This window comes from Pseudomonas sp. 58 R 3 (assembly GCF_900006605.1).
Taxonomy (GTDB): domain Bacteria; phylum Pseudomonadota; class Gammaproteobacteria; order Pseudomonadales; family Pseudomonadaceae; genus Aquipseudomonas; species Aquipseudomonas salomonii.
On sequence record NZ_CVTT01000061.1, the window covers coordinates 180150 to 206021 of the forward strand.

Annotated in this window: 23 protein-coding genes; 7 read left to right on the forward strand and 16 right to left on the reverse strand. The window is 61.6% G+C overall.

All coding sequences use genetic code 11. From position 1 onward, the window contains the following. Positions 1 to 20: 20 nt before the first annotated feature. Positions 21 to 1085: a tRNA epoxyqueuosine(34) reductase QueG gene (gene queG, locus BFP92_RS19265; protein ID WP_065930680.1), complete on the forward strand. Its 1065-nt coding sequence runs from the start codon at positions 21 to 23 to the stop codon at positions 1083 to 1085. On the opposite strand, the gene BFP92_RS19270 is transcribed toward queG, so the two are convergent. Together BFP92_RS19270 and orn are read right to left on the reverse strand one after the other, a co-directional pair. Next, the gene (locus BFP92_RS19270) at positions 1082 to 1696 is read right to left on the reverse strand and encodes a trimeric intracellular cation channel family protein (RefSeq protein ID WP_065930681.1); all 615 of its coding nucleotides are present in this window, start codon (positions 1694 to 1696) and stop codon (positions 1082 to 1084) included. The genes queG and BFP92_RS19270 overlap by 4 nt on opposite strands. Positions 1697 to 1880: 184 nt before the next feature. Beyond that, on the reverse strand, positions 1881 to 2423 hold the full coding sequence (gene orn, locus BFP92_RS19275; protein WP_056860533.1) for an oligoribonuclease: 543 nt from the start codon (positions 2421 to 2423) through the stop codon (positions 1881 to 1883). Between the two features lie 107 nt (positions 2424 to 2530). Here orn and rsgA point away from each other — a divergent pair, with 107 nt between their 5' ends. Further along, on the forward strand, positions 2531 to 3562 hold the full coding sequence (gene rsgA / locus BFP92_RS19280) for a small ribosomal subunit biogenesis GTPase RsgA (protein ID WP_003171340.1): 1032 nt from the start codon (positions 2531 to 2533) through the stop codon (positions 3560 to 3562). 49 nt (positions 3563 to 3611) lie between these two features. Here rsgA and motB read toward each other — a convergent pair whose 3' ends face one another. Both motB and motA read right to left on the reverse strand, forming a co-directional pair. Further along, positions 3612 to 4637 carry a flagellar motor protein MotB gene (gene motB, locus BFP92_RS19285; protein WP_065930682.1) on the reverse strand — a complete coding sequence of 342 codons (1026 nt, stop codon included), beginning with the start codon at positions 4635 to 4637 and terminating at the stop codon, positions 3612 to 3614. Positions 4638 to 4640: 3 nt separating this feature from the next. Beyond that, complete coding sequence (gene motA, locus BFP92_RS19290) at positions 4641 to 5492, reverse strand: flagellar motor stator protein MotA (protein WP_017138472.1); 852 nt, start codon at positions 5490 to 5492, stop codon at positions 4641 to 4643. 166 nt (positions 5493 to 5658) lie between these two features. Between motA and BFP92_RS19295 the strand changes: the two genes are divergently transcribed. The 3 genes from BFP92_RS19295 to asd are packed head-to-tail and all read left to right on the forward strand — an operon-like array spanning position 5659 to position 8943. Next, positions 5659 to 7194: an HDOD domain-containing protein gene (locus BFP92_RS19295; protein ID WP_065930683.1), complete on the forward strand. Its 1536-nt coding sequence runs from the start codon at positions 5659 to 5661 to the stop codon at positions 7192 to 7194. Between the two features lie 57 nt (positions 7195 to 7251). Then, complete coding sequence (gene rhdA / locus BFP92_RS19300) at positions 7252 to 8067, forward strand: thiosulfate sulfurtransferase (protein ID WP_058422428.1); 816 nt, start codon at positions 7252 to 7254, stop codon at positions 8065 to 8067. Positions 8068 to 8082: 15 nt separating this feature from the next. Next, complete coding sequence (asd, locus tag BFP92_RS19305) at positions 8083 to 8943, forward strand: archaetidylserine decarboxylase (RefSeq protein ID WP_056860536.1); 861 nt, start codon at positions 8083 to 8085, stop codon at positions 8941 to 8943. 131 nt (positions 8944 to 9074) lie between these two features. Here asd and serB read toward each other — a convergent pair whose 3' ends face one another. Next, positions 9075 to 10289 carry a phosphoserine phosphatase SerB gene (gene serB / locus BFP92_RS19310; RefSeq protein ID WP_065930684.1) on the reverse strand — a complete coding sequence of 405 codons (1215 nt, stop codon included), beginning with the start codon at positions 10287 to 10289 and terminating at the stop codon, positions 9075 to 9077. 133 nt (positions 10290 to 10422) lie between these two features. Here serB and BFP92_RS19315 point away from each other — a divergent pair, with 133 nt between their 5' ends. Then, positions 10423 to 11955, forward strand: a complete 1533-nt coding sequence (locus BFP92_RS19315; RefSeq protein ID WP_065930685.1) for an AhpA/YtjB family protein — start codon at positions 10423 to 10425, stop codon at positions 11953 to 11955. A gap of 167 nt (positions 11956 to 12122) precedes the next feature. Here BFP92_RS19315 and BFP92_RS19320 read toward each other — a convergent pair whose 3' ends face one another. The 9 genes from BFP92_RS19320 to BFP92_RS19360 all read right to left on the reverse strand — a co-directional run bounded on the left by BFP92_RS19320 (position 12123) and on the right by BFP92_RS19360 (position 21516). Then, positions 12123 to 12830: a PqiC family protein gene (locus BFP92_RS19320; protein ID WP_074854465.1), complete on the reverse strand. Its 708-nt coding sequence runs from the start codon at positions 12828 to 12830 to the stop codon at positions 12123 to 12125. A 176-nt stretch (positions 12831 to 13006) separates the two neighbouring features. Next, positions 13007 to 15271 carry a DNA topoisomerase IV subunit A gene (gene parC / locus BFP92_RS19325; protein WP_056860538.1) on the reverse strand — a complete coding sequence of 755 codons (2265 nt, stop codon included), beginning with the start codon at positions 15269 to 15271 and terminating at the stop codon, positions 13007 to 13009. A 10-nt stretch (positions 15272 to 15281) separates the two neighbouring features. Beyond that, the gene (locus BFP92_RS19330) at positions 15282 to 15803 is read right to left on the reverse strand and encodes a retropepsin-like aspartic protease family protein (protein ID WP_065930687.1); all 522 of its coding nucleotides are present in this window, start codon (positions 15801 to 15803) and stop codon (positions 15282 to 15284) included. Continuing rightward, positions 15800 to 16795, reverse strand: a complete 996-nt coding sequence (locus BFP92_RS19335; RefSeq protein ID WP_065930688.1) for an esterase-like activity of phytase family protein — start codon at positions 16793 to 16795, stop codon at positions 15800 to 15802. The genes BFP92_RS19330 and BFP92_RS19335 overlap by 4 nt, the downstream gene beginning before the upstream one ends. Then, complete coding sequence (gene parE / locus BFP92_RS19340) at positions 16795 to 18699, reverse strand: DNA topoisomerase IV subunit B (protein WP_065930689.1); 1905 nt, start codon at positions 18697 to 18699, stop codon at positions 16795 to 16797. Before parE ends, BFP92_RS19335 begins: the two co-directional genes overlap by 1 nt. A gap of 44 nt (positions 18700 to 18743) precedes the next feature. Then, positions 18744 to 19352, reverse strand: coding sequence for a YqiA/YcfP family alpha/beta fold hydrolase (locus tag BFP92_RS19345; protein WP_065930690.1), 609 nt, complete (start codon positions 19350 to 19352; stop codon positions 18744 to 18746). A 204-nt stretch (positions 19353 to 19556) separates the two neighbouring features. After that, the gene (gene cpdA, locus BFP92_RS19350) at positions 19557 to 20372 is read right to left on the reverse strand and encodes a 3',5'-cyclic-AMP phosphodiesterase (protein WP_065930691.1); all 816 of its coding nucleotides are present in this window, start codon (positions 20370 to 20372) and stop codon (positions 19557 to 19559) included. 86 nt (positions 20373 to 20458) lie between these two features. Continuing rightward, positions 20459 to 20908: a DUF1249 domain-containing protein gene (locus BFP92_RS19355; protein WP_017138485.1), complete on the reverse strand. Its 450-nt coding sequence runs from the start codon at positions 20906 to 20908 to the stop codon at positions 20459 to 20461. Continuing rightward, positions 20899 to 21516: an NUDIX domain-containing protein gene (locus BFP92_RS19360; protein WP_065930692.1), complete on the reverse strand. Its 618-nt coding sequence runs from the start codon at positions 21514 to 21516 to the stop codon at positions 20899 to 20901. Before BFP92_RS19360 ends, BFP92_RS19355 begins: the two co-directional genes overlap by 10 nt. A gap of 194 nt (positions 21517 to 21710) precedes the next feature. Between BFP92_RS19360 and BFP92_RS19365 the strand changes: the two genes are divergently transcribed. Beyond that, the gene (locus BFP92_RS19365; RefSeq protein ID WP_065930693.1) at positions 21711 to 22457 is read left to right on the forward strand and encodes an RsiV family protein; all 747 of its coding nucleotides are present in this window, start codon (positions 21711 to 21713) and stop codon (positions 22455 to 22457) included. Here BFP92_RS19365 and cytX read toward each other — a convergent pair. Continuing rightward, positions 22426 to 23715, reverse strand: coding sequence for a putative hydroxymethylpyrimidine transporter CytX (gene cytX / locus BFP92_RS19370; RefSeq protein ID WP_065930694.1), 1290 nt, complete (start codon positions 23713 to 23715; stop codon positions 22426 to 22428). The two genes, BFP92_RS19365 and cytX, sit on opposite strands and share 32 nt — an antisense overlap. A 133-nt stretch (positions 23716 to 23848) precedes the next feature. Further along, positions 23849 to 25738 (reverse strand): phosphomethylpyrimidine synthase ThiC, encoded by a 1890-nt coding sequence (gene thiC, locus BFP92_RS19375; RefSeq protein WP_065930695.1) that lies wholly within the window; start codon positions 25736 to 25738, stop codon positions 23849 to 23851. Positions 25739 to 25872: the final 134 nt, after the last annotated feature.

The following is a 25872-nucleotide window of genomic DNA, read 5'->3' on the forward strand; positions in this document are numbered from 1 at the left end:
CCTGTGGTTTCCCGTGTCTCATGCCCGCAATTACCTCCGATCTGCCCGCCCTCGCCCAATCGATCAAAGACTGGGGCCGCGAGCTGGGCTTTCAACAAGTCGGCATCAGCGGCCTGGACCTGGCCGAGCATGAGCAGCACCTGCAACGCTGGCTCGACGCGGGCTACCACGGCGAGATGGACTACATGGGCGCCCATGGCAGCAAACGCTCGCACCCCGATGAACTGGTGCCGGGCACGCTGCGCGTGGTGTCGCTGCGCATGGATTATCTGCCAGGCGACACGCAAATGGCGCAGTTGCTGGCCAAGCCAGAAAAAGCCTACATCTCCCGTTACGCCCTGGGCCGCGATTACCACAAGCTGATCCGCAAGCGCGTGCAGCAGCTGGCCGACCGTATCCAGGCACAGATCGGCCCGTTTGGCTTTCGCGCCTTTGTCGACAGCGCACCCGTGCTGGAAAAAGCCATTGCCGAACAAGCCGGCCTCGGCTGGATCGGCAAAAACACCCTGGTGCTCAATCGCAAGGCCGGCAGTTACTTCTTCCTGAGCGAACTGTTTGTCGATTTACCCTTGCCGGTGGACGCGCCCCACGCCACCGAGCATTGCGGCCGCTGCACCGCCTGCCTTGATATCTGCCCCACCAATGCCTTCGTCGGCCCTTATGTGCTCGACGCACGGCGCTGCATTTCCTACCTGACCATCGAACTCAAGAGTGCGATCCCCGAGGACCTGCGCCCACTGATCGGCAATCGGGTGTTCGGCTGCGATGACTGTCAGATCGTTTGCCCGTGGAATCGTTTCGCCCGATCCACGGCCGAGAGCGATTTCAAGCCACGGCACAATCTGGATAACGCAGAACTGGCCGAATTGTTTATGTGGGACGAGGATAAATTCCTCAGCAGCACCGAAGGCTCGCCCCTGCGCCGCGCCGGGTATGAGCGCTGGTTACGCAATTTGGCGGTAGGCCTGGGCAATGCGCCATCGAGCATTCCGGTGCTCGAAGCCTTGAAAGCACGTCGCGATTATCCGTCCGAACTGGTGCGCGAACATGTGGAATGGGCGCTGAACCAGCACGCGGCCCGCTAGTGCACGTCGTCGTTGTAGACGAACTTGGGCATTTCCCAATGAAACCGGATCGCCAGCAGGCGCAGTAGAAAGCCGCTGAACAATGTCAGCAGAATCGCCTGTTCGCTCGGCAGTTCCAGATACAGGCACAGCAAGTAAAACCAGGCAGCCAGGAATGACACGCTGGCGTACAGCTCGCGACGAAAGATCAGCGGGATGTCGTTACAGAAGATATCTCGCAGAATACCGCCGAAGACCCCAGTGATCACCCCGCTGACCGACGCCACCAACATGCCGTGGCCCATCTCCAGGGCCGTCATGCAGCCGATCAGGGTAAACGCCACCAAGCCCAGGGCGTCCAGCGCCAGGAACAACGAACGCAGGCGGCGCATCAGCGGCGCGATAAAGATCGTCACCAGTGCTGCGATTGAGGTCAGCACCAGGTATTCCGGGTGTTTGACCCAGGTCAGCGGGTAATGCCCCAACAGCACATCGCGCACCGAACCACCGCCCAGTGCGGTGACGCAGGCGATCAGCACCACGCCAAACCAGTCCATGCCACGGCGCCCGGCGGACAGCGCGCCGGTCATGGCTTCGGCGGTGATGGCGATGAGGTAGAGCATCAACAGCATGAGGGCGATCCTTGCGAATAGGCGCGCATTCTAATCATTGGGTGATGGCACCAAAAGGGGGCGCATGGCGAAAGACCGTGTCGACAGCATCGCAGGCAAGCCAGCTCCCACACTTTGACTTGTGAACACATTCAAATGTGGGAGCTGGCTTGCCTGCGATAGGGCCAGAGCAGGCGCCACAGATTCAAGCCTTGATGAAATGCTTGCGGTAATGCTGCAACTCGGCGATCGACTCGCGAATGTCATCCAGCGCCAAATGCGTGCTGCCCTTATGGAAGCTGTCCTTGACCTCCGGCGCCCAGCGCGCCGCCAGTTCTTTGAGGGTGGACACGTCCAGGTTGCGATAGTGGAAGTAGCTTTCCAGCCCCTTCATGTGCGTATAAAGGAAGCGACGATCCTGGCAGATGCTGTTGCCGCAGATCGGCGACTTGCCCTTGGGCACCCACTTTTCCAGGAAAGCGATGGTTTCAGCTTCGGCGTCGCGCATGCTGATGCGGCTGTCGCGCACGCGCTGGGTCAGGCCGGAATTGCCGTGGGTGCGGGTGTTCCACTCGTCCATGGTGGCCAGTACAGCGTCGCTGTGGTGGATAGCGATCACCGGACCTTCGGCCAAGGTGTTGAGGTTGCTGTCGGTGACAATGGTCGCCATCTCGATGATGACGTCGGTGTCGGGGTTCAGACCGGTCATTTCCAGATCGATCCAAATCAGGTTTTGTGGGTTTTGCATGGCTTGATTCTCTTGGCCCTTGGCTTAGCTGCGCAGTTTAGCAGGCGGGGGCGTGCTAGACTCGCGACCGTTTTACCCAACCTTTGCATTATCGACACGGAACACCAATGGCCAAACGCCAGCTCAATCGCCGCCAAAACTGGCGCATCGAAAAGATTCAAGGCGAACGCGCCGCTCGCGCCGCCAAACGTGAATCCTCCGCCGTGGAAGCGCTCGAGGGCGGCGACCTGGGGCCTGAACAAACGGGCCTGGTGATCGCGCACTTCGGCGTGCAGGTCGAAGTCGAGGCGCTAGAAGGCGAACTCGCAGGTTCGGTGTCGCGCTGCCACCTGCGCGCCAACCTGCCTGCGCTGGTCACCGGCGACAAGGTCGTGTGGCGTGCCGGCAACCAGGGCATCGGCGTGATCGTCGCCCAGTTGCCGCGCACCACCGAACTGCGCCGCCCCGACAGCCGTGGCCAGCTCAAGCCGGTGGCGGCCAACGTCGACATGATCGTGATCGTGTTCGCACCGCTGCCCGAGCCGCACGCCAATTTGATCGACCGCTACCTGGTCGCAGCCGAGCACGCCGGCATTCGCCCGCTGCTGCTGCTGAACAAATTCGACCTGATCGACGAACAGAACGCCCCGGCGCTCAACGCGTTGCTGGCGGTCTACCGCACCCTGGGTTACCCGGTACTGGAAGTGTCTGCGCATCACGGCAATGGCATGGAACAGCTGCAACAGCAGTTGGACGGGCGCATCAGTGTGTTCGTCGGCCAGTCGGGCGTGGGCAAGTCATCGCTGGTCAACAGCCTGCTGCCGGAAGTCGACACGCGCGTGGGCCCGCTGTCGGAACTGTCCGGCCAGGGTACCCACACCACCACCACCGCGCGGCTGTTCCACTTCCCCGGCGGCGGTGAGCTGATCGACTCCCCAGGCATCCGTGAATTCGGCCTCGGCCACGTCAGCCGCAGCGATGTGGAAGCGGGCTTTATCGAGTTCAACGACCTGATCGGCACCTGCCGCTTCCGCGACTGCAAACACGACCGCGAGCCGGGCTGTGCGTTGCTCAAGGCCCTGGAAGATGGGCGTGTGCAGCAGCAGCGGATGAACAGCTATCGGTCGATTATTGCGAGCTTGCCGGAGAGCAGCTACTAAACCGCAGATACAACAAGGCCGCGATTATCGCGGCCTTGTTGTATCTGGACTACGAACCCGGCGCCGGCGCAGGCGCCGTAGGGTCTTTCACCCCGCCGTCATCAAACAGGTTCAGCTTCTGCCGCAGCTCATGGGCCGGCAACGGCTCCTGACCTGGCGGAATGGCATTCGGATCGGCCGGCACTTCACCCGGCGCGCCTACGCCCTGGGTCGGTGCCGCCGGGGGTGGCTGGTCACCTTCTATCGCACGCTGGGCTTTTTTAGTCAGTACCACGATATCGATACGGCGGTTGATCGGGTTGAACGGGTCTTTAGGGTCAAACAACTGCGAGGAGGCAAAACCCACTACGCGTGCCACTTGCGGGTCGGGATAGCTGCCCGCCACCAACGCACGGCGGGCGGCGTTGGCGCGGTTGGCCGAAAGCTCCCAGTTGCCGAAGTCGCCCTGGCCTGCATAAGGCTTGGCGTCGGTGTGGCCACTGATGCTGATCTTGTTCGGCACCGCCTTGATGGTGTCGGCCATGGCCAGCAGGATGTCTTCGAAGTACGGTTTCAAGCGCGCACTGCCGGAGTCGAACATCGGCCGATTGGCCGCATCGGTGATCTGGATGCGCAAGCCTTCCGGGGTGATCTCGAAGGAAATCTGATCCTTGAACTTCAGCAGCTGCGGGTTTTCTTCGACCTTGGTCTGCAGCTCTTGCAGCAGCAATTCCAGGCGCTCTTTCTCGACCTGTTCGGCCATGCTCTCGACGGTGTCGCGCTCGATCGGGATGTTTTCCTGCGGCGACTCGGTCTTGACCTCGGGGTTGATGGTGCGCTCAGGCGCCAGTTGCGGCGAGCCGCCCAGGTCGATCACGAAGGGCGTGCCGCTTTCCGAAAAGCCAATCGGGTCTTTGAAGTAACCGGCGATGGCAATCTTCTGTTCCGGCGTGGCGGTCGACATCAGCCACAGCACCAGGAAGAACGCCATCATCGCCGTGGCAAAGTCGGCGAAGGCGATTTTCCAGGCACCGCCATGGTGCCCCGCAGCGAAGCGCTTGACGCGCTTGATGATTATCGGCTGGTTGTTTTCCATGACTTAGCGACCGCGAACCGCTTGTTCCAGCTCGGCAAAACTTGGGCGATGTTTCGGGTACAGCACCTTGCGCCCGAACTCCACCGCCAGCGATGGTGGCATGCCGGACGCCGATGCCACCAGGCAGGCCTTGATCGCTTCGTACAAATTCACTTCTTCCTTGGCATCGTGGGCCAGGGACGTGGCCAGTGGGCCGAAGAAACCGTAGGCCGCGAGGATACCGAAGAAGGTACCGACGAGGGCCGCGCCCACGTGCATGCCGATAGCCTTCTGGTCGCCTTCACCCAGGGATGCCATGGTCACCACGATACCGAGTACTGCCGCAACGATACCGAAACCGGGCATGCCGTCGGCAACACCGGTCACGGCGTGGGAGGGATGTTCGAGCTCTTCTTTGAGGCTGAACAGCTCCATGTCGAACAGCCCTTCGAGCTCGTGCGGGGCCATGTTGCCGGAGGACATGATGCGCAGGTAATCACAGATGTAGGCGGTCATGCGCTCATCTTTGAGCACGGCCGGGTACTTGGCGAAAATCGGGCTGGCGGCAGCGTCTTCGATATCGCCTTCGATGGCCATCATGCCTTCGCGGCGGCTCTTGTTGAGGATCTCGTAGATCAGCCCCAGCACCTCGAGATAAAAGGTGTGGGAGAAGCGCGAGCTGAACATGCCCAGCGACTTCTTGATCACGTGCATGGTCATGTAGCCGGGGTTGGCCTGCAGGAAAGCACCAAACGCGGCGCCGCCGATGATCAGCACTTCGAAGGGTTGGATCAACGCGGCAATTTTACCGTGGGACAAGACGTACCCACCGAGCACACTTGCGATGACGACGATGATGCCGATAATTTTAGCCATAGGAGATTGGTACTTGCGCCGTCGGGTTCATGGACATAGTGGGTGCTGCAGAAAACTCTTGTACTACTTATCGGCAAAACTGCGCCAGACTATAGCCCGTTAAGGCGAAAAACCAATTCGGCCCGTTCCGGGCGTGTTGAACGCAAGTGATGATCGCGCCCCAATCATGGCAAACGAAACGACAGTTCCAAATACAAAACCCACCACCCTCGCCGCTTGGATCAAGCGCCTGGACGATGTGCTGCTGCCTGTTCCTCAGGCTAGTCACGAACGCGTGTGCAAGGCCATCCGCGACAGCCGTAGTTCTTTGCGAGATATTGCCGAGCTGATGCAAAACAGCCCGGCGCTGGTGCTCAGTGTGATGCGCGAGGCCAACAGCCAGGCGCACGGCAGTTTGTCGGGCCCGGCAGAAAACCTCGAAGTGGCGCTGAATCGCCTGGGCCTCAAACGCGCCGAAGAATTGCTCACGCGCCTGCCCGCGGTGCCGGAAAAAGACATCCCGGTGGCCTTGCGCCAATTGCTGCTGGTCAGCCAGCACGCCTCCCAGCAAGCCAGCGGTTTGTTCGCCAGCCGCCTGGCGCGGCTGTGGCAAGACATCCATTGGGGCAGCCTGCTGTTTCTGTCGCCACTGTGGCCGCTGGCCGTGGCCTACCCCAAGCTTCTGGAAGAATGGGAGCTGCGGGTCATCCACAAAGGCCAGTCGGCGCGCAAAGTCGAGCAGGAACTGTTCGGTGTACGCCTGCTTGACCTGTGCCTGGGCTTGACCGAAGCCTGGCACCTGCCGATCTGGGTATCCCAGGGCTACAACCTGCTGCTGACCGAACAGCGCTTGCTGGTCAAGGCGCTGCACATCGCCCGCGAAGACGACGCACTGCGCCAGCAGCAATTGCTCGATGCCGAACCCAACCTTCGGCGCTGGCTGAACCAGCCCGCCAATACCGTGCTGCTGGCCAACGGCCTGGCGATGTCGGCCCAGGAATCCTGGACCTGCCCGCACACCGAGCGCTGGCAATACCTCACCGCGCTGTACCTGCAAGCGCCGCTGTGTGACGTGCAGCAGCAGGCTCACCAACAAGCGGTGACCAGCGCGCGCACCACCTTGATGCCGGACCTGTGGCACCCGGCGCTGTCACTGATCTGGCCGTGGCATGTGCAGAAGGTCCATCGCGGCCTGCTGCCCGCGCCGCCGCCCACTGCCGAGGCGTTGGCCGTATGGCGCAGGCGCTGCACCGAGTTGCTGGTCGAGCCGAGCCGTTTTGCCAACGCCATGCACTTGACCACCTGCGCCAGGGAAGCCTTGGTGGCCAGTGGCATGCAGCGGGTTTTACTGTTTATGGCCGACCGCGCCTTGAGTACCTTGCGTGTGCATCAGGCCGATGGCTTGCCCAAGGACGCTGCCAACCTGAGCCTGGACGTCGTCAACAGCACGCTGCTGCAGCGCCTGCTGGAAAAGTCCGCCCAGGTGCGCCTCACGCCAGACAATCACGCGCAATTTTCCGCGTTGCTGCCGCCGATCCTGCGCCGCTGGTTTACCGGTGAACACCTGTTGCTACGCTCTCTGAGCTGCAATGGCCGCGTGGTGATGCTGATGGTTGCCGACCAGGGCGGCGGGCCGTTCTCGGAAACCACCGTGCAGGCTTTCGGCAAAACCGCTCAATGCATCGAGAAAGCGCTGCACAGCTTTACCAACCGCAGCGCCTGAAGCTTGCGCTACAATCGCGCTCTTTTATCGCCAACATTTGTGCCCAGGAGACCTCACATGCCTGACTTCTCTGGCTTGCCGCTGGTGATCGAGTCCAGCGACCTGCTTGGTCGCCTGGATGCCGATCACTTGATTCTGGTGGACCTCACCAGTGCCGCCCGCTACGCCGAAGGGCATATCCCCGGCGCGCATTTCGTTGACCCCAAGCGCACCCAACTGGGCCAGCCGCCTGCACCCGGCTTGCTGCCGCACAAGGCCGACCTGGAAAAGCTGTTCGGCGAATTGGGCCACACCCCGGACGCCACTTACGTCGTCTATGACGACGAAGGCGGCGGCTGGGCCGGGCGGTTTATCTGGTTGCTCGACGTGATCGGCCACCAGAAGTACCACTACCTGGATGGCGGCCTGCTGGCCTGGCTGGACGAAAAACACCCGGTGAGCACCGAAGTGCCCGCCCCGGTTGGCGGCCCGGTCAGCCTCACGCTGCACGACGGCCCCACCGCCACCCGCGAATACCTGCAAAGCCGTCTTGGTGCAGCCGACCTGGGCATCTGGGACGCGCGCGGCCCGCTGGAATATTCCGGCGAGAAAGTGCTCGCCGCCAAGGGCGGTCACATCCCCGGCGCCGTCAACTTCGAATGGACCGCCGGCATGGACAAGGCGCGCAACTTGCGCATCCGCCGCGACATGCCGCAGATCCTCGAAGACCTCGGGCTGACCCGCGACAAAGAAATCATCACCCACTGCCAGACTCACCACCGCTCTGGCTTCACCTACCTGGTGGCCAAGGCGCTCGGTTATCCGCGAGTCAAAGGTTATGCCGGTTCCTGGGGCGAATGGGGCAACCACCCCGACACCCCCGTCGAGATTTAAGGTTTAAGGACAGTTATGAAAAAGCAGTTGTTTATCCTCAGCCAGTACTTGCTGCCGCACCACTTGCTGTCGCGCCTGGCCGGCTGCATTGCCGAGTGCCGCGTGCGCTGGTTCAAAAATGCCTTCACGGCGTGGTTCGCCAAGCGCTACCAAGTGGACATGTCCCAGGCGCTGGTCGAAGACCTTACCGCCTACGAGCACTTCAACGCCTTCTTCACCCGCGCCCTGAAAGACGGCGCCCGACCGCTGGATGAAACCCCAGGCGCGGTGCTGAGCCCAGCCGACGGCGCGGTCAGCCAGCTTGGCCCGATTGAACATGGCCGGGTGTTCCAGGCCAAGGGCCACAGCTACAGCGTGCTGGAGTTGGTGGGGGGCGATGCGGCGCTGGCTGCACCGTTCATGGGCGGTGATTTCGCCACTATTTACCTGTCGCCGAAGGACTACCACCGCGTACACATGCCTTTGGCCGGTACGCTGCGCGAGATGGTCTATGTGCCGGGCCGGATTTTCTCGGTCAACCAGACCACGGCCGAAAATGTGCCGGAATTGTTTGCGCGCAACGAGCGTGTTGTCTGCCTGTTCGACACCGAACGCGGCCCGATGGCTGTGGTGTTGGTGGGCGCAATGATTGTGGCGTCGATTGAGACGGTGTGGGCCGGGCTGGTAACGCCGCCGAAGCGTGAGCTGAAAACCTTCCGTTACGACGAAGCTGCACGTGCGCCGATTCATCTGGAGAAAGGCGCTGAGCTGGGCCGTTTCAAACTGGGTTCGACCGCCATCGTGCTGTTCGGGCCGGACCAGGTGAAGTGGGCAGAAGAGCTGGTGGCAGGTACGCCGGTGCAGATGGGCCAGGGTATCGCCGCGCCTAAAGCCTGACCCGATCGCTCCCACGCTCTGCGTGGGAGCGCCCTCCTGTGACGCTCTGCGTCACGCCCTTGAAGCTGACGCGGAGCGTCAGGGGCGGCATTCCCACGCGGAGCGTGGGAACGATCAACAGTGCCAACCGATTACAGCTGCCCGTCGCGATCGCGAAAGCCCAGCAGATACAGCACACCATCCAACCCCAGCGTCGAAATCGCCTGCTTGGCCGATTGCTTGACCAACGGCTTGGCACGGAACGCCACGCCCAACCCGGCAATCGCCAGCATCGGCAAGTCATTGGCGCCATCGCCGACCGCAATGGTCTGCTCCAGACGCAAACCTTCCTTGTGGGCCAATTCCTTCAGCAGGTCCGCCTTGCGCTGTGCGTCGACAATCGGCTCGACCGCCACGCCGGTCACCTTGCCATCCACCACTTCCAGCTCGTTGGCAAACACGTAGTCGATGCCCAGCTTGGCCTGCAATTGCTTGGCGAAGTAGGTGAAGCCACCGGACAGGATGGCGGTTTTGTAGCCAAGGCGCTTGAGTTCGGCAAACAAGGTTTCGGCGCCTTCGGTCAGGCGCAGCGACGCACCGATCGAATCCAGCACGCTTACGTCCAAGCCCTTGAGCAGCGCCAGGCGCTCCTTGAAGCTGGCGCGAAAGTCCAGCTCACCGGCCATGGCGCGCTCGGTGATTGCGGACACTTGCTCACCCACACCCGCGGCCTTGGCCAACTCGTCGATGACTTCGGCTTCGATCAGTGTGGAGTCCATATCGAACACCGCCAGGCGGCGGTTACGGCGGAACAGCGAATCTTCCTGGAAGGCGATGTCGACGTTCAGTTCCTGGGCCACGCTGAGGAATTCGGCGCGCAGGGCTTGCGGGTCGGCCGGCTCGCCGCGTACGGAGAACTCGATGCAGCCCTTGCCTTTGTCCGCCGGTGTGTCCAATGGCATACGACCCGACAGACGGTCGATGTGGTCGATATTCAATCCATATTGAGCGGTGATCGAGCTGACCCGCTGCAATTGTTCGGCAGTTACTTTGCGAGTCAGCAGCGTCACGATGTGGCGCTTTTTGCCCTGGCCGTCGACCCAATGCTGGTAATCGGCTTCGGAAACCGGGGTGAAACGCACCTGCTGATCAAGCTTATAGGCCGTAAACAGGATGTCTTTGAGCACCGACGAGGCCTGCTCGGTGCTGGGGATTTCCACCAGGATGCCGAACGACAACGTGTCGTGGATCACCGCTTGGCCGATGTCGAGAATGTTCACACCACCCTGGGCCAGAACACCGGTAATGGCTGCGGTGAGACCCGGGCGGTCTTCGCCGGTGATGTTTATCAGGACAATTTCGCGCAAAGCGCACCCCCAGGCTGGAAAAAAACCGCATTCTACCCACTTTCAGTGACCATCGGGCACAGCGAGCGCTTTGCCGGTTCTAGGCCTGTCGCTATACTGCGCGTCAACTTCACGGACCAAGAGCCGAGCGCAAGTGAACCGGCCCACGCCAGTAAAAACCGATAACTTCTTCCTGCTGATCTTCCGGGCACTGCGCCACCGCCGTGTACCGATCGCATTACGCATCGCCAGCCATAACGTGATCCTGGTCGCTCTGGCCTTGGTGATCTACGCCTGCGTGATGGGTTTGCAGTTCAAGCAGGCCATGCACGAGCAAGCCGACGCCCTGGGCGAGAGCCTGACGACCCAGACCGCCACCTCGGCGACTGAGTTGCTGGTGTCCAACGACATCCTCAGCCTCAACGTGCTGCTCAATAACCTGACCAAGAACCCGCTGGTGGCGCATGCCGCCATCTACAGCGTGGACAACCGGATCATGGCCGAAGCCGGGCAGCGCCCGAAAAACGGCCTGTTGGGGGAGGCCGAAGGTCTGTATTCGAGCAATATTACGTTTCAGGATGTGAAGGCGGGGCAACTGCGCATCAGCCTCGACATGCAGCAATTCCAGCAGCCTATGACCATCAGCCTGCAAAGCATGGGCATCCTCAGCGCGATCCTGCTAGCCCTGGCCCTGGCCCTGAGCTTGCGCCTGGGTCGGCATATCTCCACGCCACTGATGCAACTGCGCATCTGGCTGCGCGATATCGACGAACACACCCCGGCCACCGACCGCCAGGATGAAATCGGCGACCTCGCCCGCCAGCTTCACGCCAGCTTTGCTCCCGAGCCGGTGGTGCCTGAGGTTGAACCCGAGCCTGAGTACGACGACACCGACTATGACGACGAGCCCGAGTTTGAAGTGCGCAACCTGCGTGACCCAGGCTTTGACGAAAGCGCGCCGGTGGCCGCCCTCAAGCCTGCGCCACGCCAGGTGATCAAGGCCGAAGAAGACGAACTGGACGATGAAGACCCGTTCGCCGACCTGCGCGACACCTCGGCCGCCGCACCCGTTGTCGCCCCGCAACCTGCGCCGGTGAAAAATACCGAGCCGCAGCACAGCGCCGTACTGGCTGTGCAACTGGGCTCGCAGGACCAACTGCGTCGCCTGCCCCGCGCCCGCTTGACGGAATTGCTGGAGCGCTACCGCGACTGCCTCGACCAGGCCGCCTCGCTTTACCAAAGCGAGCTGCACACCCTGAACGATGGCAGCACGTTGATGCTGTTCCACAGTGAAGACAGCGGCGAAGACTACCTGACCAACGCGATTTGCTGCGGCGAGCTGCTGCGCGCCCTCGGCCATGCCTTGCAAATTGAAGTGGCCGACAGCGGCATTACTTTGCAGCTGCAACTTGGCCTGACCGTCGGTGACGATCTGTTCGGCATGAGCCAGATCGACCTGCTGCTTACCGAGATTGCCCAGGATGCGCTGGCCTTGTCCCAACACAGCCGCAACCTGCTGCTGGTGGAGCGCAAGATCAGTGAAGATGCGTTGATCCGCCAGCGCGCACGTATCCGTCCGATTGCCAGCCCTGAAGGCGCGAGCTGTGTGGAGCGGCTGATGGAGCCGTACCCGTCGATGCTCGAACGGCAGTTGGCGCGGATGCACGAGACCCGTAACAAGCCCTGATGGCTGATCGTTCCCACGCTCCGCGTGGGAATGCATTCCGTGACGCTCTGCGTCACTGCTGCGCAGCGGGACGCGGAGCGTCCCAAGAGGCATTCCCACGCGGAGCGTGGGAACGATCCAAAAAGGCCCGCTGAGTAAGCGGGCCTTTTGTTTGGGCGCGATTCAGATCAAAACCTGAACACTTCCATATCCGTACGAATCGGCGTGGCCATCGGCATCTTAGGCTTCTGCGGAGCTGACGGTTTGGCCTGGGCCGGCGCTTGCTTGCGCGGCGCCTCGGCCACTGGCGGCTGGTTGGCCAATGGCTTGAGCGCCACCGACAACTGTTGCGCCAGATGCTGCAACAACACGCCCTGGGCCTGGACCTGGGACGCGGTGGTGCCGGTATGTTCTTCCTGCAGGTGCACGATGCGGTTATCGCGCACCTGGCCACGGCGGTCGATCAGGCGCCATTGGGCGTCAAGAATTGCCGGTTGCGAAGTACCCGAATCGAGCCGCGTGATGGTCAGCAATACCTGCACATCCGGGGTAAAACCCGCCGGCCCAGGTGCAAGCACCACACGCTGGCTGTCGAGATGGCCAGCCACCTGACGCAACATCAGCTGGTTGATATCGGACGACAAACTACCCGCCCAACGACCATCGGTTGAACCTTGCAGGCTGCCGTCGCTCTGACGTTGAAGCAGGGTTTCGCGTTGCAGGTAATCAGCAACGACGACCGGGCCAAGCAAAACGGCCATGCCTGCGGTTTGCGCAGGCTGAGCCGGACTTCCGCTGTCCAGCTGGTACAGCGACACCGGTTGGTGTGTGCTGCAACCCGCCAGCCCCAAAAGGCCAGCGAGCATCAAAAATAAAGGAAGGCGTGGAGCAGTCATCATCCCATCCAGGTGGCTGCCACAAGGCGAACCACAATGTAATACTAAAAATAACCTAAACACGCTCGGCCACGCCGGCGCTGGAAAGGCCATATCATCCGTGAATATGCGCCCTGACTCCAGCGCGAAAGCGTCGATCTACGCGTTAAATCCTAGATCGAGCCCTCTAAACCGCCTTAAACAGGCGTTTCCACCAGCAAAGCATCCACGCGCTGGAAGCCACGCGGCAGTTTATTACCCCGTCGGCCACGCTCACCCTTGTAGTGTTCAAGGTCGTCAGGGCGCAGAGACAACGTGCGTTTGCCGGCCTGGAGCACCAGGGTAGAACCTTCCGGAATCACGGCGATGTCGGTCACGTACTCTTCGCGACTGGCCACGCGCTCCCCGGGAATCCCGATAATCTTGTTGCCCTTGCCTTTACCCAGCTGCGGCAAATCGCTGATCTTGAACACCAGCAAACGCCCTTCAGTGGTCACCGATGCCAGCCAATTGCTCTCGCGGTCTTCCACGGTACGCGGCAGGATCACCTTGGCGTTGTTCGGCAAGCTCAACAACGCTTTGCCCGCCTTGTTCTTGGCCTGCAGGTCTTCACCCTTGACCACAAAACCGTAACCCGCGTCGGAGGCGATCACATACAGCGAATCGTCGTCCGGCAGCAGCACGCACTCGAAATTCGCCCCCGGTGGCGGCGTAAGGCGCCCGGTCAGCGGCTCGCCCTGCCCGCGTGCCGAGGGCAAGGTGTGCGCGGGCACCGAGTAGCTGCGCCCGGTGGAGTCGATAAACACCGCAAACTGGTTGGAACGCCCGGCCGCAGCGGTCTTGAAACCATCGCCGGCCTTGTACGAGAGGCCGGTGGCGTCAATATCATGCCCTTTGGCGGAACGAACCCAACCCTTTTCCGACAGAACGACGGTAATTTTCTCGTTAGGCAGCAACTCGGTTTCTGTCAGAGCTTTCGCTTCTGCGCGCTCGACAATCGGCGAACGACGGTCATCGCCATAGGTTTCGGCGTCTTTGATCAGTTCGCTGCGCACCAGCTTCTTGAGCTTGGATTCGCTGCCCAACAGGGCTTGCAGCTTGGCTTGCTCCTTGAGCAGTGCGTCTTGCTCGTCACGCAACTTCATCTCTTCAAGCCGCGCCAACTGACGCAAACGGGTGTCGAGGATGTAGTCGGCCTGGATCTCGCTCAGCTCGAAACGCGCGATCAGCTCGGCTTTCGGGTGCTCGGCGGTACGGATGATGTGGATCACTTCATCCAGGTTGAGGTAAGCAATCAGCAAACCGTCCAACAGGTGCAGGCGGCGCTCAACCTTGTCGAGACGAAATTGCAGGCGGCGGCGCACGGTCTGTACGCGGAACTCCAGCCATTCCACCAGCAGGTTGCGCAGGTTTTTCAGCTGCGGCTTGCCGTCCAGGCCGATGATGTTGACGTTGACCCGATAGCTGGACTCAAGGTCGGTGCTGGCGAACAGATGCTGCATGAGCACTTCGTGGTCGACCCGGCTGTTGGTCGGGATGATCACAATGCGGCAGGGGTTTTCGTGGTCGGACTCATCACGCAAGTCAGCCACTTGCGGCAATTTCGACGGCTTTGCCTGCATCAGCGCGGCGATCTGCTCCAGCACCTTGGCACCGGATACCTGGTGCGGCAGTGCGGTGACAATAATGTCGCCGTCTTCAATGTGGTAAACCGCGCGCATGCGCACCGAGCCCTTGCCGGTCTCGTACATCTTCAGCAGGTCGGCACGCGGCGTGATAATTTCCGCTTCGGTCGGGTAATCCGGGCCTTGAATATGCTCGCAAAGCTGCTCGACCGTAGCTTTTGGCTCATCAAGCAGACGCACACAGGCAGTCGCGACTTCGCGCAGGTTGTGCGGCGGCACGTCAGTGGCCATGCCGACCGCGATGCCGGTGGTGCCATTGAGCAGGATATTCGGCAAACGCGCCGGCAACACCAGCGGTTCGTCCAAGGTGCCGTCGAAGTTCGGCCCCCAGTTCGCGGTGCCCTGGCCCAACTCGCTGAGCAGCACTTCCGAGTAACGCGACAGACGCGCCTCGGTGTACCGCATGGCGGCGAAGGACTTGGGATCATCCGGCGCACCCCAGTTACCCTGGCCGTCCACCAAGGTGTAGCGGTAGCTGAACGGCTGGGCCATCAGCACCATGGCTTCGTAGCAGGCCGAGTCGCCGTGGGGGTGGAACTTACCGAGCACGTCACCGACGGTACGCGCCGATTTCTTGTGCTTGGAATCTGCGTCCAGGCCCAACTCACTCATGGCGTAGATAATGCGCCGCTGCACGGGCTTCAGGCCGTCGCCGATATGCGGCAAGGCACGGTCCATGATCACGTACATGGAGTAGTTGAGGTAGGCATTTTCGGTGAAGTCAGCCAGCGATCGGCGTTCTACGCCATCTAAGCTGTCTGCGAGGATGTCACTCATGCGGGCCTCATCATTGTTTGGTCTGGCGCAGCAGCATGGTGCCGCTGCGCTGGGTAAATTCAAGTTGTTTCAATGCACTCATGCCCAATAGCACCTGCTCGCCGCCCAGGCCCGGCGCTACCAGCGCACGCACGTCCTGCAGGACGATATCGCCCAGCTTCAGGCGATCAAGGCGGGTGCGGTAGCCCTGGCTACGCCCATTGGCGGTGCTCAAGGTCACTGGCGGGCCACGTTGGAGCCCGAGGCGGTCGGCCAACTCGGCCGGCACCGCCACATCGGTCGCGCCGGTGTCGAGCATAAACTCCACCGGTTGACCGTTGATCTGGCCGCTGGCGACAAAATGCCCTTGGCCGTTGCCCAGCAGTTTCACTTCGATGTAACCCTCGTGCTGCTCCGAGGTCACCACGGCATTGGGGTTTTCCTGACGCGCTTCCCACTGCCCAAAAAAACGCGTGGCCAAAAACAGCCCGGCGCCCCATGCCACGAACATCAGTACACGTCCGGCACGTTTGCCGGGCGGCGCTGCCGTCATGGTTGGGCGCCCCAGCCACCGGCCGGCGCGGCAAAACGATAGACCACCGGGCGTTTTTCACCGTCGGCACGCGGGCCAAAATTATTGTCGATGCCCAACCACGCCCCTTCGGCATCCACCACCAGGGCTTCGGCCAGGCCATAGGGCTGGGCATAACGCCGGTTCGGTGCCAGGGTTTCGTCGGCAAACGACCAGCACAGCTCGACTTTGGCCGTGACCCCATCGCGCCGGCAAATCTGGAACGCATTGCGCTCCAGGGTAAACAGCTTGCCGTTAAACAGCGCCAGGTCGGCAAAGTCCTTGGACACTGCCTTGGCATTAGTAAACTGCGCTGGCTGAACTTCCTGGCCGGCCTCGCTCAGCAGCACACAGGGCCCGTCGCAATCCCACACGCTCTGGCCACGCTTGATCGAGATCAACCCTCGTCGCTCACGCTCGGCCGCCAGCCAGATCTGATTGCCTTCGGGGTTGATCGCCAAGCCTTCGAACAAGGCATTGAAGTGCAGCAACATCCCGCTCGCCCGCGCTTCGCGGACCATGCCCGGAGCAATCTTCAACCATTCAGGCGCGCCGCTCACCGGCACTTGCAACACCGCCGCATGGGCTTCGCTGACAATGTAACGGTTGCCGGCCGCGTCACAAGTGATGCCTTCAAAATCCAGGTCGCCGCCCCGAATGAACGAGGCGGCCTTGGTGCGCGAGCGCAGCCCCCAAGGCAGACCGGACTCGGGCACCGGCGGCACCTCGATCTTGACGGTTTCGGCCTTCCAGGTCGGCGCGCTGATATCGAGGCGGTAGATCTGGTCGTCATCGCGGTCGGACACGGTCCACAGGTCCTGGCCACACAGCGCCAGGCCCGACAAGTTGCCACCGCGCATGCCGTCCACCGGGTGTTCGGAGACCAACTTAAGCTCAGCCACGGGCGCGGCCACCCCTTGGGTGGCCACCAACCCGCTCAACATCAGGATCGCCAGGGCGAAGCCTGTGCGCATCAGCCCAGTACCTCGGCCAGGTTACCCTTGGACTCCAGCCAGGCTTTGCGGTCCGGCGCACGCTTCTTCGCCAGCAGCATGTCCATCATTTCCGACGTGCCCGCGAAGTCTTCCAGGGTCAACTGCACCAGGCGCCGAGTGTTCGGGTCCATGGTGGTTTCGCGCAGCTGCGGCGGGTTCATCTCACCCAGGCCCTTAAATCGCGTGACCTGCGGCTTGCCGCGTTTCTTCTCGGCTACCAGGCGGTCGAGGATGCCATCGCGCTCGGCTTCGTCGAGGGCGTAGTAAATCTCTTTGCCCAGGTCGATACGGTACAACGGCGGCATGGCGACGTAGACGTGACCGGCATCCACCAATGGGCGGAAGTGCTGCACAAACAGCGCACAGAGCAACGTGGCGATGTGCAGGCCGTCGGAGTCGGCGTCGGCGAGGATGCAGATCTTGCCGTAGCGCAGCTGGCTCATGTCCGCCGCGCCCGGGTCTACACCAATGGCCACGGCAATGTTGTGCACTTCCTGGCTGGCCAGGACTTCGCTGCCGTCGACTTCCCAGGTGTTGAGGATCTTGCCACGCAACGGCAGGATCGCCTGGAACTCCTTGTCCCGCGCTTGCTTGGCGGAACCGCCGGCGGAGTCACCTTCGACCAGGAACAGCTCGGAGCGCATCGGGTCTTGCCCGGCGCAATCGGCCAGCTTGCCTGGAAGTGCCGGGCCCTGGGTGATGCGCTTGCGCTCGACTTTCTTGCTGGCCTTCAAACGACGGCCGGCGTTGTTGATCGCCAGCTCCGCCAGGGCCAGGCCCAGTTCCGGGTGCTCGTTGAGCCACAGGCTGAACGCGTCCTTGACCACACCGGAGACAAACGCCGCCGCCTCGCGGGACGACAAACGCTCTTTGGTCTGGCCGGAGAACTGCGGCTCCTGCATTTTCATCGACAGCACGAACGCGATGCGCTCCCACACGTCTTCCGGCGCCAGCTTCACGCCGCGCGGCAACAGGCTGCGGTATTCGCAGAACTCGCGCATGGCGTCCAGCAAACCCTGGCGCAAACCGTTGACGTGGGTGCCGCCCTGGGCCGTGGGGATCAGGTTGACGTAGCTTTCCTGCACGCTGTCGCCACCTTCGGGCAACCACAGCAGCGCCCAGTCGACGGCTTCTTTATTCCCCGCCAGGCTGCCGCAGAACGGCTCGTTGGGCAGGCGTTCAAAGTCGTTGACCGAGTCTTCCAGGTAGGAGCGCAGGCCATCTTCGTAGTGCCACTCGACCTTTTCGCCGGTGCCTTTGTCTTCAAAGCTGACCAGCAGGCCAGGGCACAACACCGCCTTGGCCTTGAGTACATGCTTGAGGCGGCTGATGGAGAATTTTGGTGAATCGAAGTATTTCGGGTCCGGCGCGAAGTACACGCTGGTGCCGGTGTTGCGCTTGCCGACGCTGCCGATCACTTCCAGATCGGTGGCCTTGTAGCCATCGGCGAAGGTCATCTGGTACTCGTTGCCGTCGCGCTTGACCTTGACCCGCACCAGTGTGGACAGGGCGTTGACCACGGAAATACCCACACCGTGCAAGCCACCGGAGAACTGGTAGTTCTTGTTGGAGAACTTGCCACCCGCATGGAGCTTGGTAAGGATCAGCTCGACGCCCGACACACCCTCTTCCGGGTGAATGTCCACCGGCATGCCGCGACCATCGTCGGACACTTCCAGGGAATGGTCGGCGTGGAGGATGACCTGTACCGACTTGGCGTGCCCGGCCAAGGCTTCGTCGACGCTGTTGTCGATGACTTCCTGGGCAAGGTGGTTCGGCCGACTGGTGTCGGTGTACATGCCGGGGCGTTTGCGCACCGGGTCGAGGCCCGAGAGGACTTCGATGGCGTCGGCGTTATAAGAGCTAGCGCTGGGAGTGGCCATGGGGTCTCGTCGTGAGTCGTTCGATTAAAAAGTAACCTTGGACTTTACAGTGCTGCAAAGTCCAAGGATTGATACTGATCTGCGCCAATGCCGGCAAAACTCAACATGGCCGGCAATTGCTGGGCGAACCCCTGGTAACCATGGTCGCCACCGGCCTGGATGCGCAAGGCACAGGCCCGGTAATACTGCTGGGCGAGGCGATAATCCAGGGTTTCGTCTCCGGTCTGCAACCACACTTGATAACGCGCGGCGTCCTGGGGTGCCGGCACTTCCAGTTCGGCCAGGGCCGTGACGTGGTCGTGGGTCAGCTCCCAGGTTTCATCGGTGTAGAGGTTCTTCTGGGTGCCCAGGTAACCGTCAAACATCCGATGCGGGCTGACCGCCGGGTTCACCAGCAGCGCCTTGAGGCCATGGCGTTCGGCAAGATGGGTTGCATAGTAGCCGCCGAGTGAGCTTCCCACCAGCAGCGGCCGTCCCAGCTCTGCAATGGCCTCTTCCAATTGAGGAATCGCCTGACGCGGATGGTGATGCAGGGCCGGCACACGCAATTGGTCGCTCAAACCGAGGCTGTCCATCACGGTGGTCAACTGGGTGGCCTTGTTGGACGCAGGCGCGCTGTTGAAACCGTGGATATATAGAATCGAAGCGGACATGCCGGGCTCTCCGTGCATCAGCCAAAGAGGCGCAGTTTACAGGGATCGGGGTGGTGTGTGAGTACCCTATTGTCCAGCCGGCAAAGAACCCATGTGGGAGCGGGCTTGCTCGCGAATGCGGTGGGTCAGCCAGCACATCTGTCGACTCTTAAACCGTATTCGCGAGCAAGCCCGCTCCCTCATTTTGGTCAGTGTTTACAGCCGTTAATAGCCGTTGCTGCCGTAGTCGACGGTAAATTCGAATCCTTTTACCCGCTCCACACCCGTCTCCAACCGTCCGTCGGCATGCAATCGCAGCCAGCGATACCCTGGCGCCTGCTCGCTGACCTTGAAGTCCTCGCTGCCCGGCGCGAACTGGATACAGGTGGACGGCGACGCCAGCAGGCGCACGCCATTACGCTCGCGGTCGATTTCCTGGTGCACATGGCCCCACAGCACCGCCTTTACCTGCGGGAAGCGGTCGAGTACGGCAAACAGGGCTTCAGGGTTGCGCAGGCCGATCGGCTCCATCCACGCACAACCGATGGAGACCGGATGATGGTGAAAACACACCAGATGATGACGGCTTGGCGCTTCGCTCAGGGCCTGGGCGAGCAATTGCAGTTGCTGGTCCTGCAAGTAACCGGGCACCGAGCCCGGTACCGCCGAATCCAGCAAAGTGACGCGCCAATGGCCAATGTCGACCACCGGCTCCAGCAAATCACTGTGCACGGCGGCATGGGCCATGACCTGCGGTTCGTCGTGGTTGCCGGGTATCCAGCGCGCCGGCGCGTCGATCTGCCCGGTCAGGTCGCGAAACTGCTGGTAAGACTCCAGCGAGCCGTCCTGGGACAAGTCCCCCGTGGCCAGCACCAGATCGATCTGCGGCTGCTGCTCGCGCACCAACCCGATCACGCGCTGCAGGCTGTCGTGGGTGTTCATGCCCAGCAGCGAACCGTCGGCCTCGGCAAACAGGTGGCTGTCGGACAACTGCACCAGCAGCGTCGGCGCATCAGGGTTCACGGTGGATACGCTCGGCAAGGCGCTCTCCCAAGGCAATCACAGGAATGGTTAACTGGCGCGATTATGCTGGGGCAGGACACAAAGAGGAAAGACGCAGTTCACATCTAGCGCACGACTTCAAATTCATGACCCAGGGCCAGGCAATGGCTCAGCCACTCACCGAGGAACACATTCAGTTGTGCTTTCTCATCGGGCTGGTGCATGAACACATTCGGATAAGGATAGATGCTGCGAAAGCGTCGCGCATGTTCGGCGCTGATGACTTCGGCCATGCGGGCATCGTGATACACCTGAACCTCCAGCTGCGGCACCGGCAGCCAGGGCAGGCTGTGCTCCTGGCGTACCCGCAAGGTGGTGGTGTACGGGCAGTTGACGATGACCTCAAGGGTCAGCACGCCCAGCATCTGGTCGCCATGGGTCACGGCAATCCGCCGCGCCTCAGGCGCGTGACGCATATCGGGGAGCAAGCGCATCAAGCGTGCATAGTTGGCCTCGCAGGCCGCTTGCAGCCCGATCAGGTCAACTCGGTATCGTTCCCGTGCCTTTACTGCCATAACCCCCTCACTTCCGCGCGATTAAGCGCAAGCCACTGCAGGGCGATAATGCTGGCTGCGTTGGAAATTTTGCCGTCACGCACCGCTTGCAGGGCATCTTCGAGCGCCCAAGGGGTGACGCGGATATCTTCTGCTTCTTCTTCCAGTCCATGGACGCCACCAGCACCCGAGCTGTCGCAACGGCCCAGATACAAGTGCACGAATTCGGTACTGCCACCGGGCGACGGGAAATATTTGGTGATCGGCCACAGCGCAGAGAACGTAAGGCCAGCTTCCTCCTCGGCCTCGCGGTGTGCAACCTCCTCCGGTTGTTCGTCCTTATCAATCAGGCCCGCGACCATTTCCACCAGCCATGGGTTGCCGGTACGGCCCATGGCGCCGATACGGAACTGCTCGATCAACACCACCTCATCGCGCTGCGGGTCGTAGGGCAGCACGCACACCGCGTCATGGCGAACGAAGACTTCACGATTGATCACCCGGCTCATGCCGCCATCGAACTTCTCGTGGCGCAGTTGCACGCGGTCAAGCTGGTAGAAGCCCTTGTAGGCATTGTCGCGCTGAACGATCTCGATGGTGTTCGGCGTCGATTTGGCAATGTCCGTCATATCCTTCCTCGTTACGCAGGTGCAATTCGCGCCATCCTAACGCGCCCATGGCTCTTGATGCAGCCCCTTTCCGGTTGCCGGGATAGACGGCGAGCGTCAAACTCACTCTAATCAGCTTAGTGGCGAACTGACGGCTTTGTTCGCAGTCGAAGCGCTACTCTTTTTCGCTTTCCATCGATTTCCGAAGGACGCACATGTCGCTTTTAAAAATCGCCTCCGTGGCCTGTATTGCCTTGACTCTGGGCGCTTGCCAGAGCCTGTTCCAGCCCAGCTACCTCAAGCCCCTGGACACCAGGCCGGACACTTCCGAACAGATCAAACCCGGCTGCAACAGCCCGGAATGCCCGCTGGTGAACATCGACACCGTGCACTTCCCCAGCGAGCCGCAGCTGGACAGCATTGTTGAGCAACGCCTGCTGCAAATGACCCGCACCACGCCCGGCGCCAGCGTGCCGCCGACCCTGAATGCCTACCGCGACAAGTTCCTGCGTGAGTCGCCGAACCGCAACAGCATGTACTTGCAAGCCAAGGTACGTGAGCAGCATGACGGACTGGTGATCGTTGAAGTGTCCAGTTACCTGGATACCGGCACCGCCCACGGCGCGCCCGGCCGCGGTTTCATCAACTATTCACGCCTGCTGCACAAAGAGCTGAGCCTGGCCGACATGCTGCTGCCGGGCCAGGAACAGGCGTTCTGGAACACCGCGAAAGTCGCCCACAACAGCTGGTTGATCAATTCGCAGATGGACCGCGACCCGGAGTTTGTGAAGAGCTGGCCGTTCCAGAAAACCCCGAACGTGGCCCTGACCAGCGCCGGTGTGGTGCTCAAGTACAACGTGAGCACCATCGCCCCTTACGCACTGGGGCTGATCGAAATGACCATCCCCTATGCGCGCCTCACCGGCGTGCTCAAGCCTGAGCTGATGCCGGCGCGCCACTGACCGCACGCCCCAGCACCAGCTGTAACAACCCTGCCAGTACCAGTGCCGGCAGGGTTGCGCCGATATCCGGATACAGGTTGGCCAGCACGTGATAGGTGGCGATGCCACCCAGCCAGGCCACCAGCGCCGGCCAATGCAGGTTGGCAACCCTGCCCTGGCCACGCCGGCGCAGGATAAAGTGATCCACCAGCACCACGCCGAACAGCGGCGCAAACACCGAGCCGATCAGCAGCAGGAAGTTCTGATACTGCGCCAACGGCGCCAGGCAGGCGATCAAGGTGCAGATCACACCGATGGCCAAGGCCAGGTGCTCGACCTTCAAGCGCAGCAACATACCGCTGGACACCGCCGCCGAGTGAATATCGGCAAAGGCGTTTTCCGACTCGTCCAACAGAATCAGCAGCAGCGGAATGCCCAAGCCGGCACCGGCCAGCGCCAGCAACAGCGCATTGACCTCACCGCTGGGCGCAAACGCCAGGGTGTAGGCCACGCCCAGGCTCATCAGCCAGAAATTACCGATAAAGAAGCCCAACGCCGTCCCGCCGAACACGCTTTTGGCGCGCTGGCCGAAACGTGAGTAATCGGCGATCAGTGGCAACCACGAAAGCGGCATGGCGATGGCGATATCAAAGCCCACCGCAAACGGCATCGAGCCATCGCCGGACTTGGCCCACAACCCCGCGAGGTCGGCCTTGGCGAACAGGTTCCAGGTCAGCCACAGGCAGGCGGCGAGCAGCAGCCAAATGCCCCATTTACGCAGGATTTGCCGCACAAACGTCAAAGGGCCGCTGACTGCCAGCAAGGTCGCCAAGCCACCGAAAAACAGGGTCCACAGCAATGGGCTGGCGAGCAGGCTGCCCTCGCTGAACGCGCGCGTGCCGAGCAAACTGGCGGCGTCGCGCATCACGATGATCTCGAACGAGCCCCAGCCAATCAATTGCAGCAGGTTCAGCAGTGCCGGCAGGCTCGCGCCCTTGCTGCCGAGGCTGAGTTTGAGCGCGGCCATGGCCGACAGGCCGGTATCGCTGCCGATCACACCGACGGCAGCCAGCAGCACTACGCCGACCAGCGTGCCGAGGAAAATCGCCAGCAACGAGCCGGACAAGCCCAGGCCCGGCGCGAGCAAGGCGCCGGTTTGCAGGACCATCAGGCCGATGCCGAGGGAGAACCACAGGGAGAACAGGTCGCGGGCGCCGAACACGCGCTTGTCAGCGGGCACCGCGGTTTCAGGGGAGTAAGTACTCGGTTGAATGCTCAAGGGTGTTATCTCTGAGGGACATGATCGTTCCCACGCTCTGCGTGGGAATGCCGCTAAGGACGCTCTGCGTCCGCCTTTGTGACGCAGAGCGTCACGGGATGCATTCCCAAGAGCGCGGGAACGATCGTGGGTGTCAGACCTTCTTGTACAGCTGACTGCCTTCCTGCTTGAACCGCTGCGCCTGCTCGGCCAGGCCCTTGGCCACGTCCACATCCACCGCTTCAATGCGCTGATTGGCGGCGTACTCGCGGACTTCCTGGGTGATTTTCATCGAGCAGAATTTGGGCCCGCACATCGAACAGAAATGCGCGACCTTGGCCGAATCTTTCGGCAAGGTTTCGTCGTGATAAGCGCGCGCCGTGTCCGGGTCCAGGCCGAGGTTGAACTGGTCTTCCCAACGGAACTCGAAGCGCGCCTTGCTCAAGGCATTGTCGCGAATCTGCGCGCCCGGATGCCCTTTGGCCAAATCCGCAGCATGGGCGGCGATCTTGTAGGTGATGATCCCGGTTTTTACATCATCCTTGTTCGGCAAGCCCAGGTGTTCCTTGGGCGTGACGTAGCAGAGCATGGCGCAGCCGAACCAGCCGATCATCGCCGCACCGATGCCCGAGGTGATGTGGTCGTAGCCTGGCGCAATGTCGGTGGTCAGTGGGCCGAGGGTGTAGAACGGCGCCTCGTCGCAGCATTCGAGCTGCTTGTCCATGTTCTCCTTGATCAATTGCATCGGCACGTGGCCGGGGCCTTCGATCATGGTTTGCACGTCGTGTTTCCAGGCGATTTTGGTCAATTCGCCAAGGGTTTCCAGCTCGCCGAATTGCGCTGCATCGTTAGCGTCCGCAATAGAGCCAGGGCGCAGGCCGTCGCCGAGAGAGAAGCTGACGTCATAGGCCTTCATGATTTCGCAAATTTCGTCGAAATGCGTGTAGGTGAAGTTCTCTTTGTGGTGCGCCAGGCACCACTTGGCCATGATCGAACCGCCACGGGACACGATGCCGGTCACGCGCTTGGCAGTCAGCGGCACATAGCGCAGCAGTACGCCGGCATGGATGGTGAAGTAGTCGACGCCCTGCTCGGCCTGTTCGATGAGGGTGTCGCGAAACAGCTCCCACGTCAGGTCTTCGGCGGCGCCGCCGACTTTTTCCAGGGCTTGATAGATCGGCACGGTGCCGATCGGCACCGGCGAGTTGCGGATGATCCACTCGCGGGTTTCGTGGATATGCTTGCCAGTGGACAGGTCCATCACCGTGTCCGAACCCCAGCGGATGCCCCAGGTCAGTTTCGCCACTTCTTCTTCAATGGACGAACCCAACGCACTGTTGCCGATATTGCCGTTGATCTTCACCAGGAAGTTACGGCCGATGATCATCGGTTCCAGTTCGGTGTGGTTGATGTTGGCCGGGATAATCGCGCGGCCACGGGCGATTTCTTCGCGCACAAACTCAGGCGTGATGATTTTCGGCACGCTGGCGCCGAAGCTGTGACCGGCGTGCTGCTGGTCGAGCAGGCCACTGGCACGGGCCTCTTCAAGCTTCATGTTTTCGCGGATGGCGACGTATTCCATTTCGGCGGTGATGATGCCTTTACGCGCGTAATGCATTTGCGTCACGTTGGCGCCGGCCCTGGCGCGACGCGGGTTCTTCACGTGGGCGAAGCGCAGCGCGGTGAGTTCGGCATCGCTGAGGCGCTGTTGGCCGAAGTGCGAACTCAGGCCGGGCAGGCGCTCGGTGTCGCCACGCACTTCGATCCATGGCGAACGCACATCGCCCAGACCTTTACGCACGTCGATGATGACATTGGGGTCGGTGTACGGGCCGGAGGTATCGTAAACCACTACCGGCGCGTTGATTTCACCGCCGAAATCGGTGGGGGTCACGTCCAGGCTGATTTCGCGCATCGGCACACGGATGTCCGGGCGGGTGCCTTGTACGTAGATTTTCTGCGAGCGGGTAAACGGCTGCACGGAACCTGCGTCGACCTTGGCCGATTCACTCAGGTGCACGGTATTTTTTGGTTTTGTAGTCATCACGGGCTCTCCAACTTATCCAGGCGGTGGATTTTTGTCGGAGCGAACCTGTGACGGATGGACGCACTGAAACCAGTGCTGTGCAAGGCACGAGGGCTGTTCGATTGTCGAACAACATCCCGGACGAAGCACAA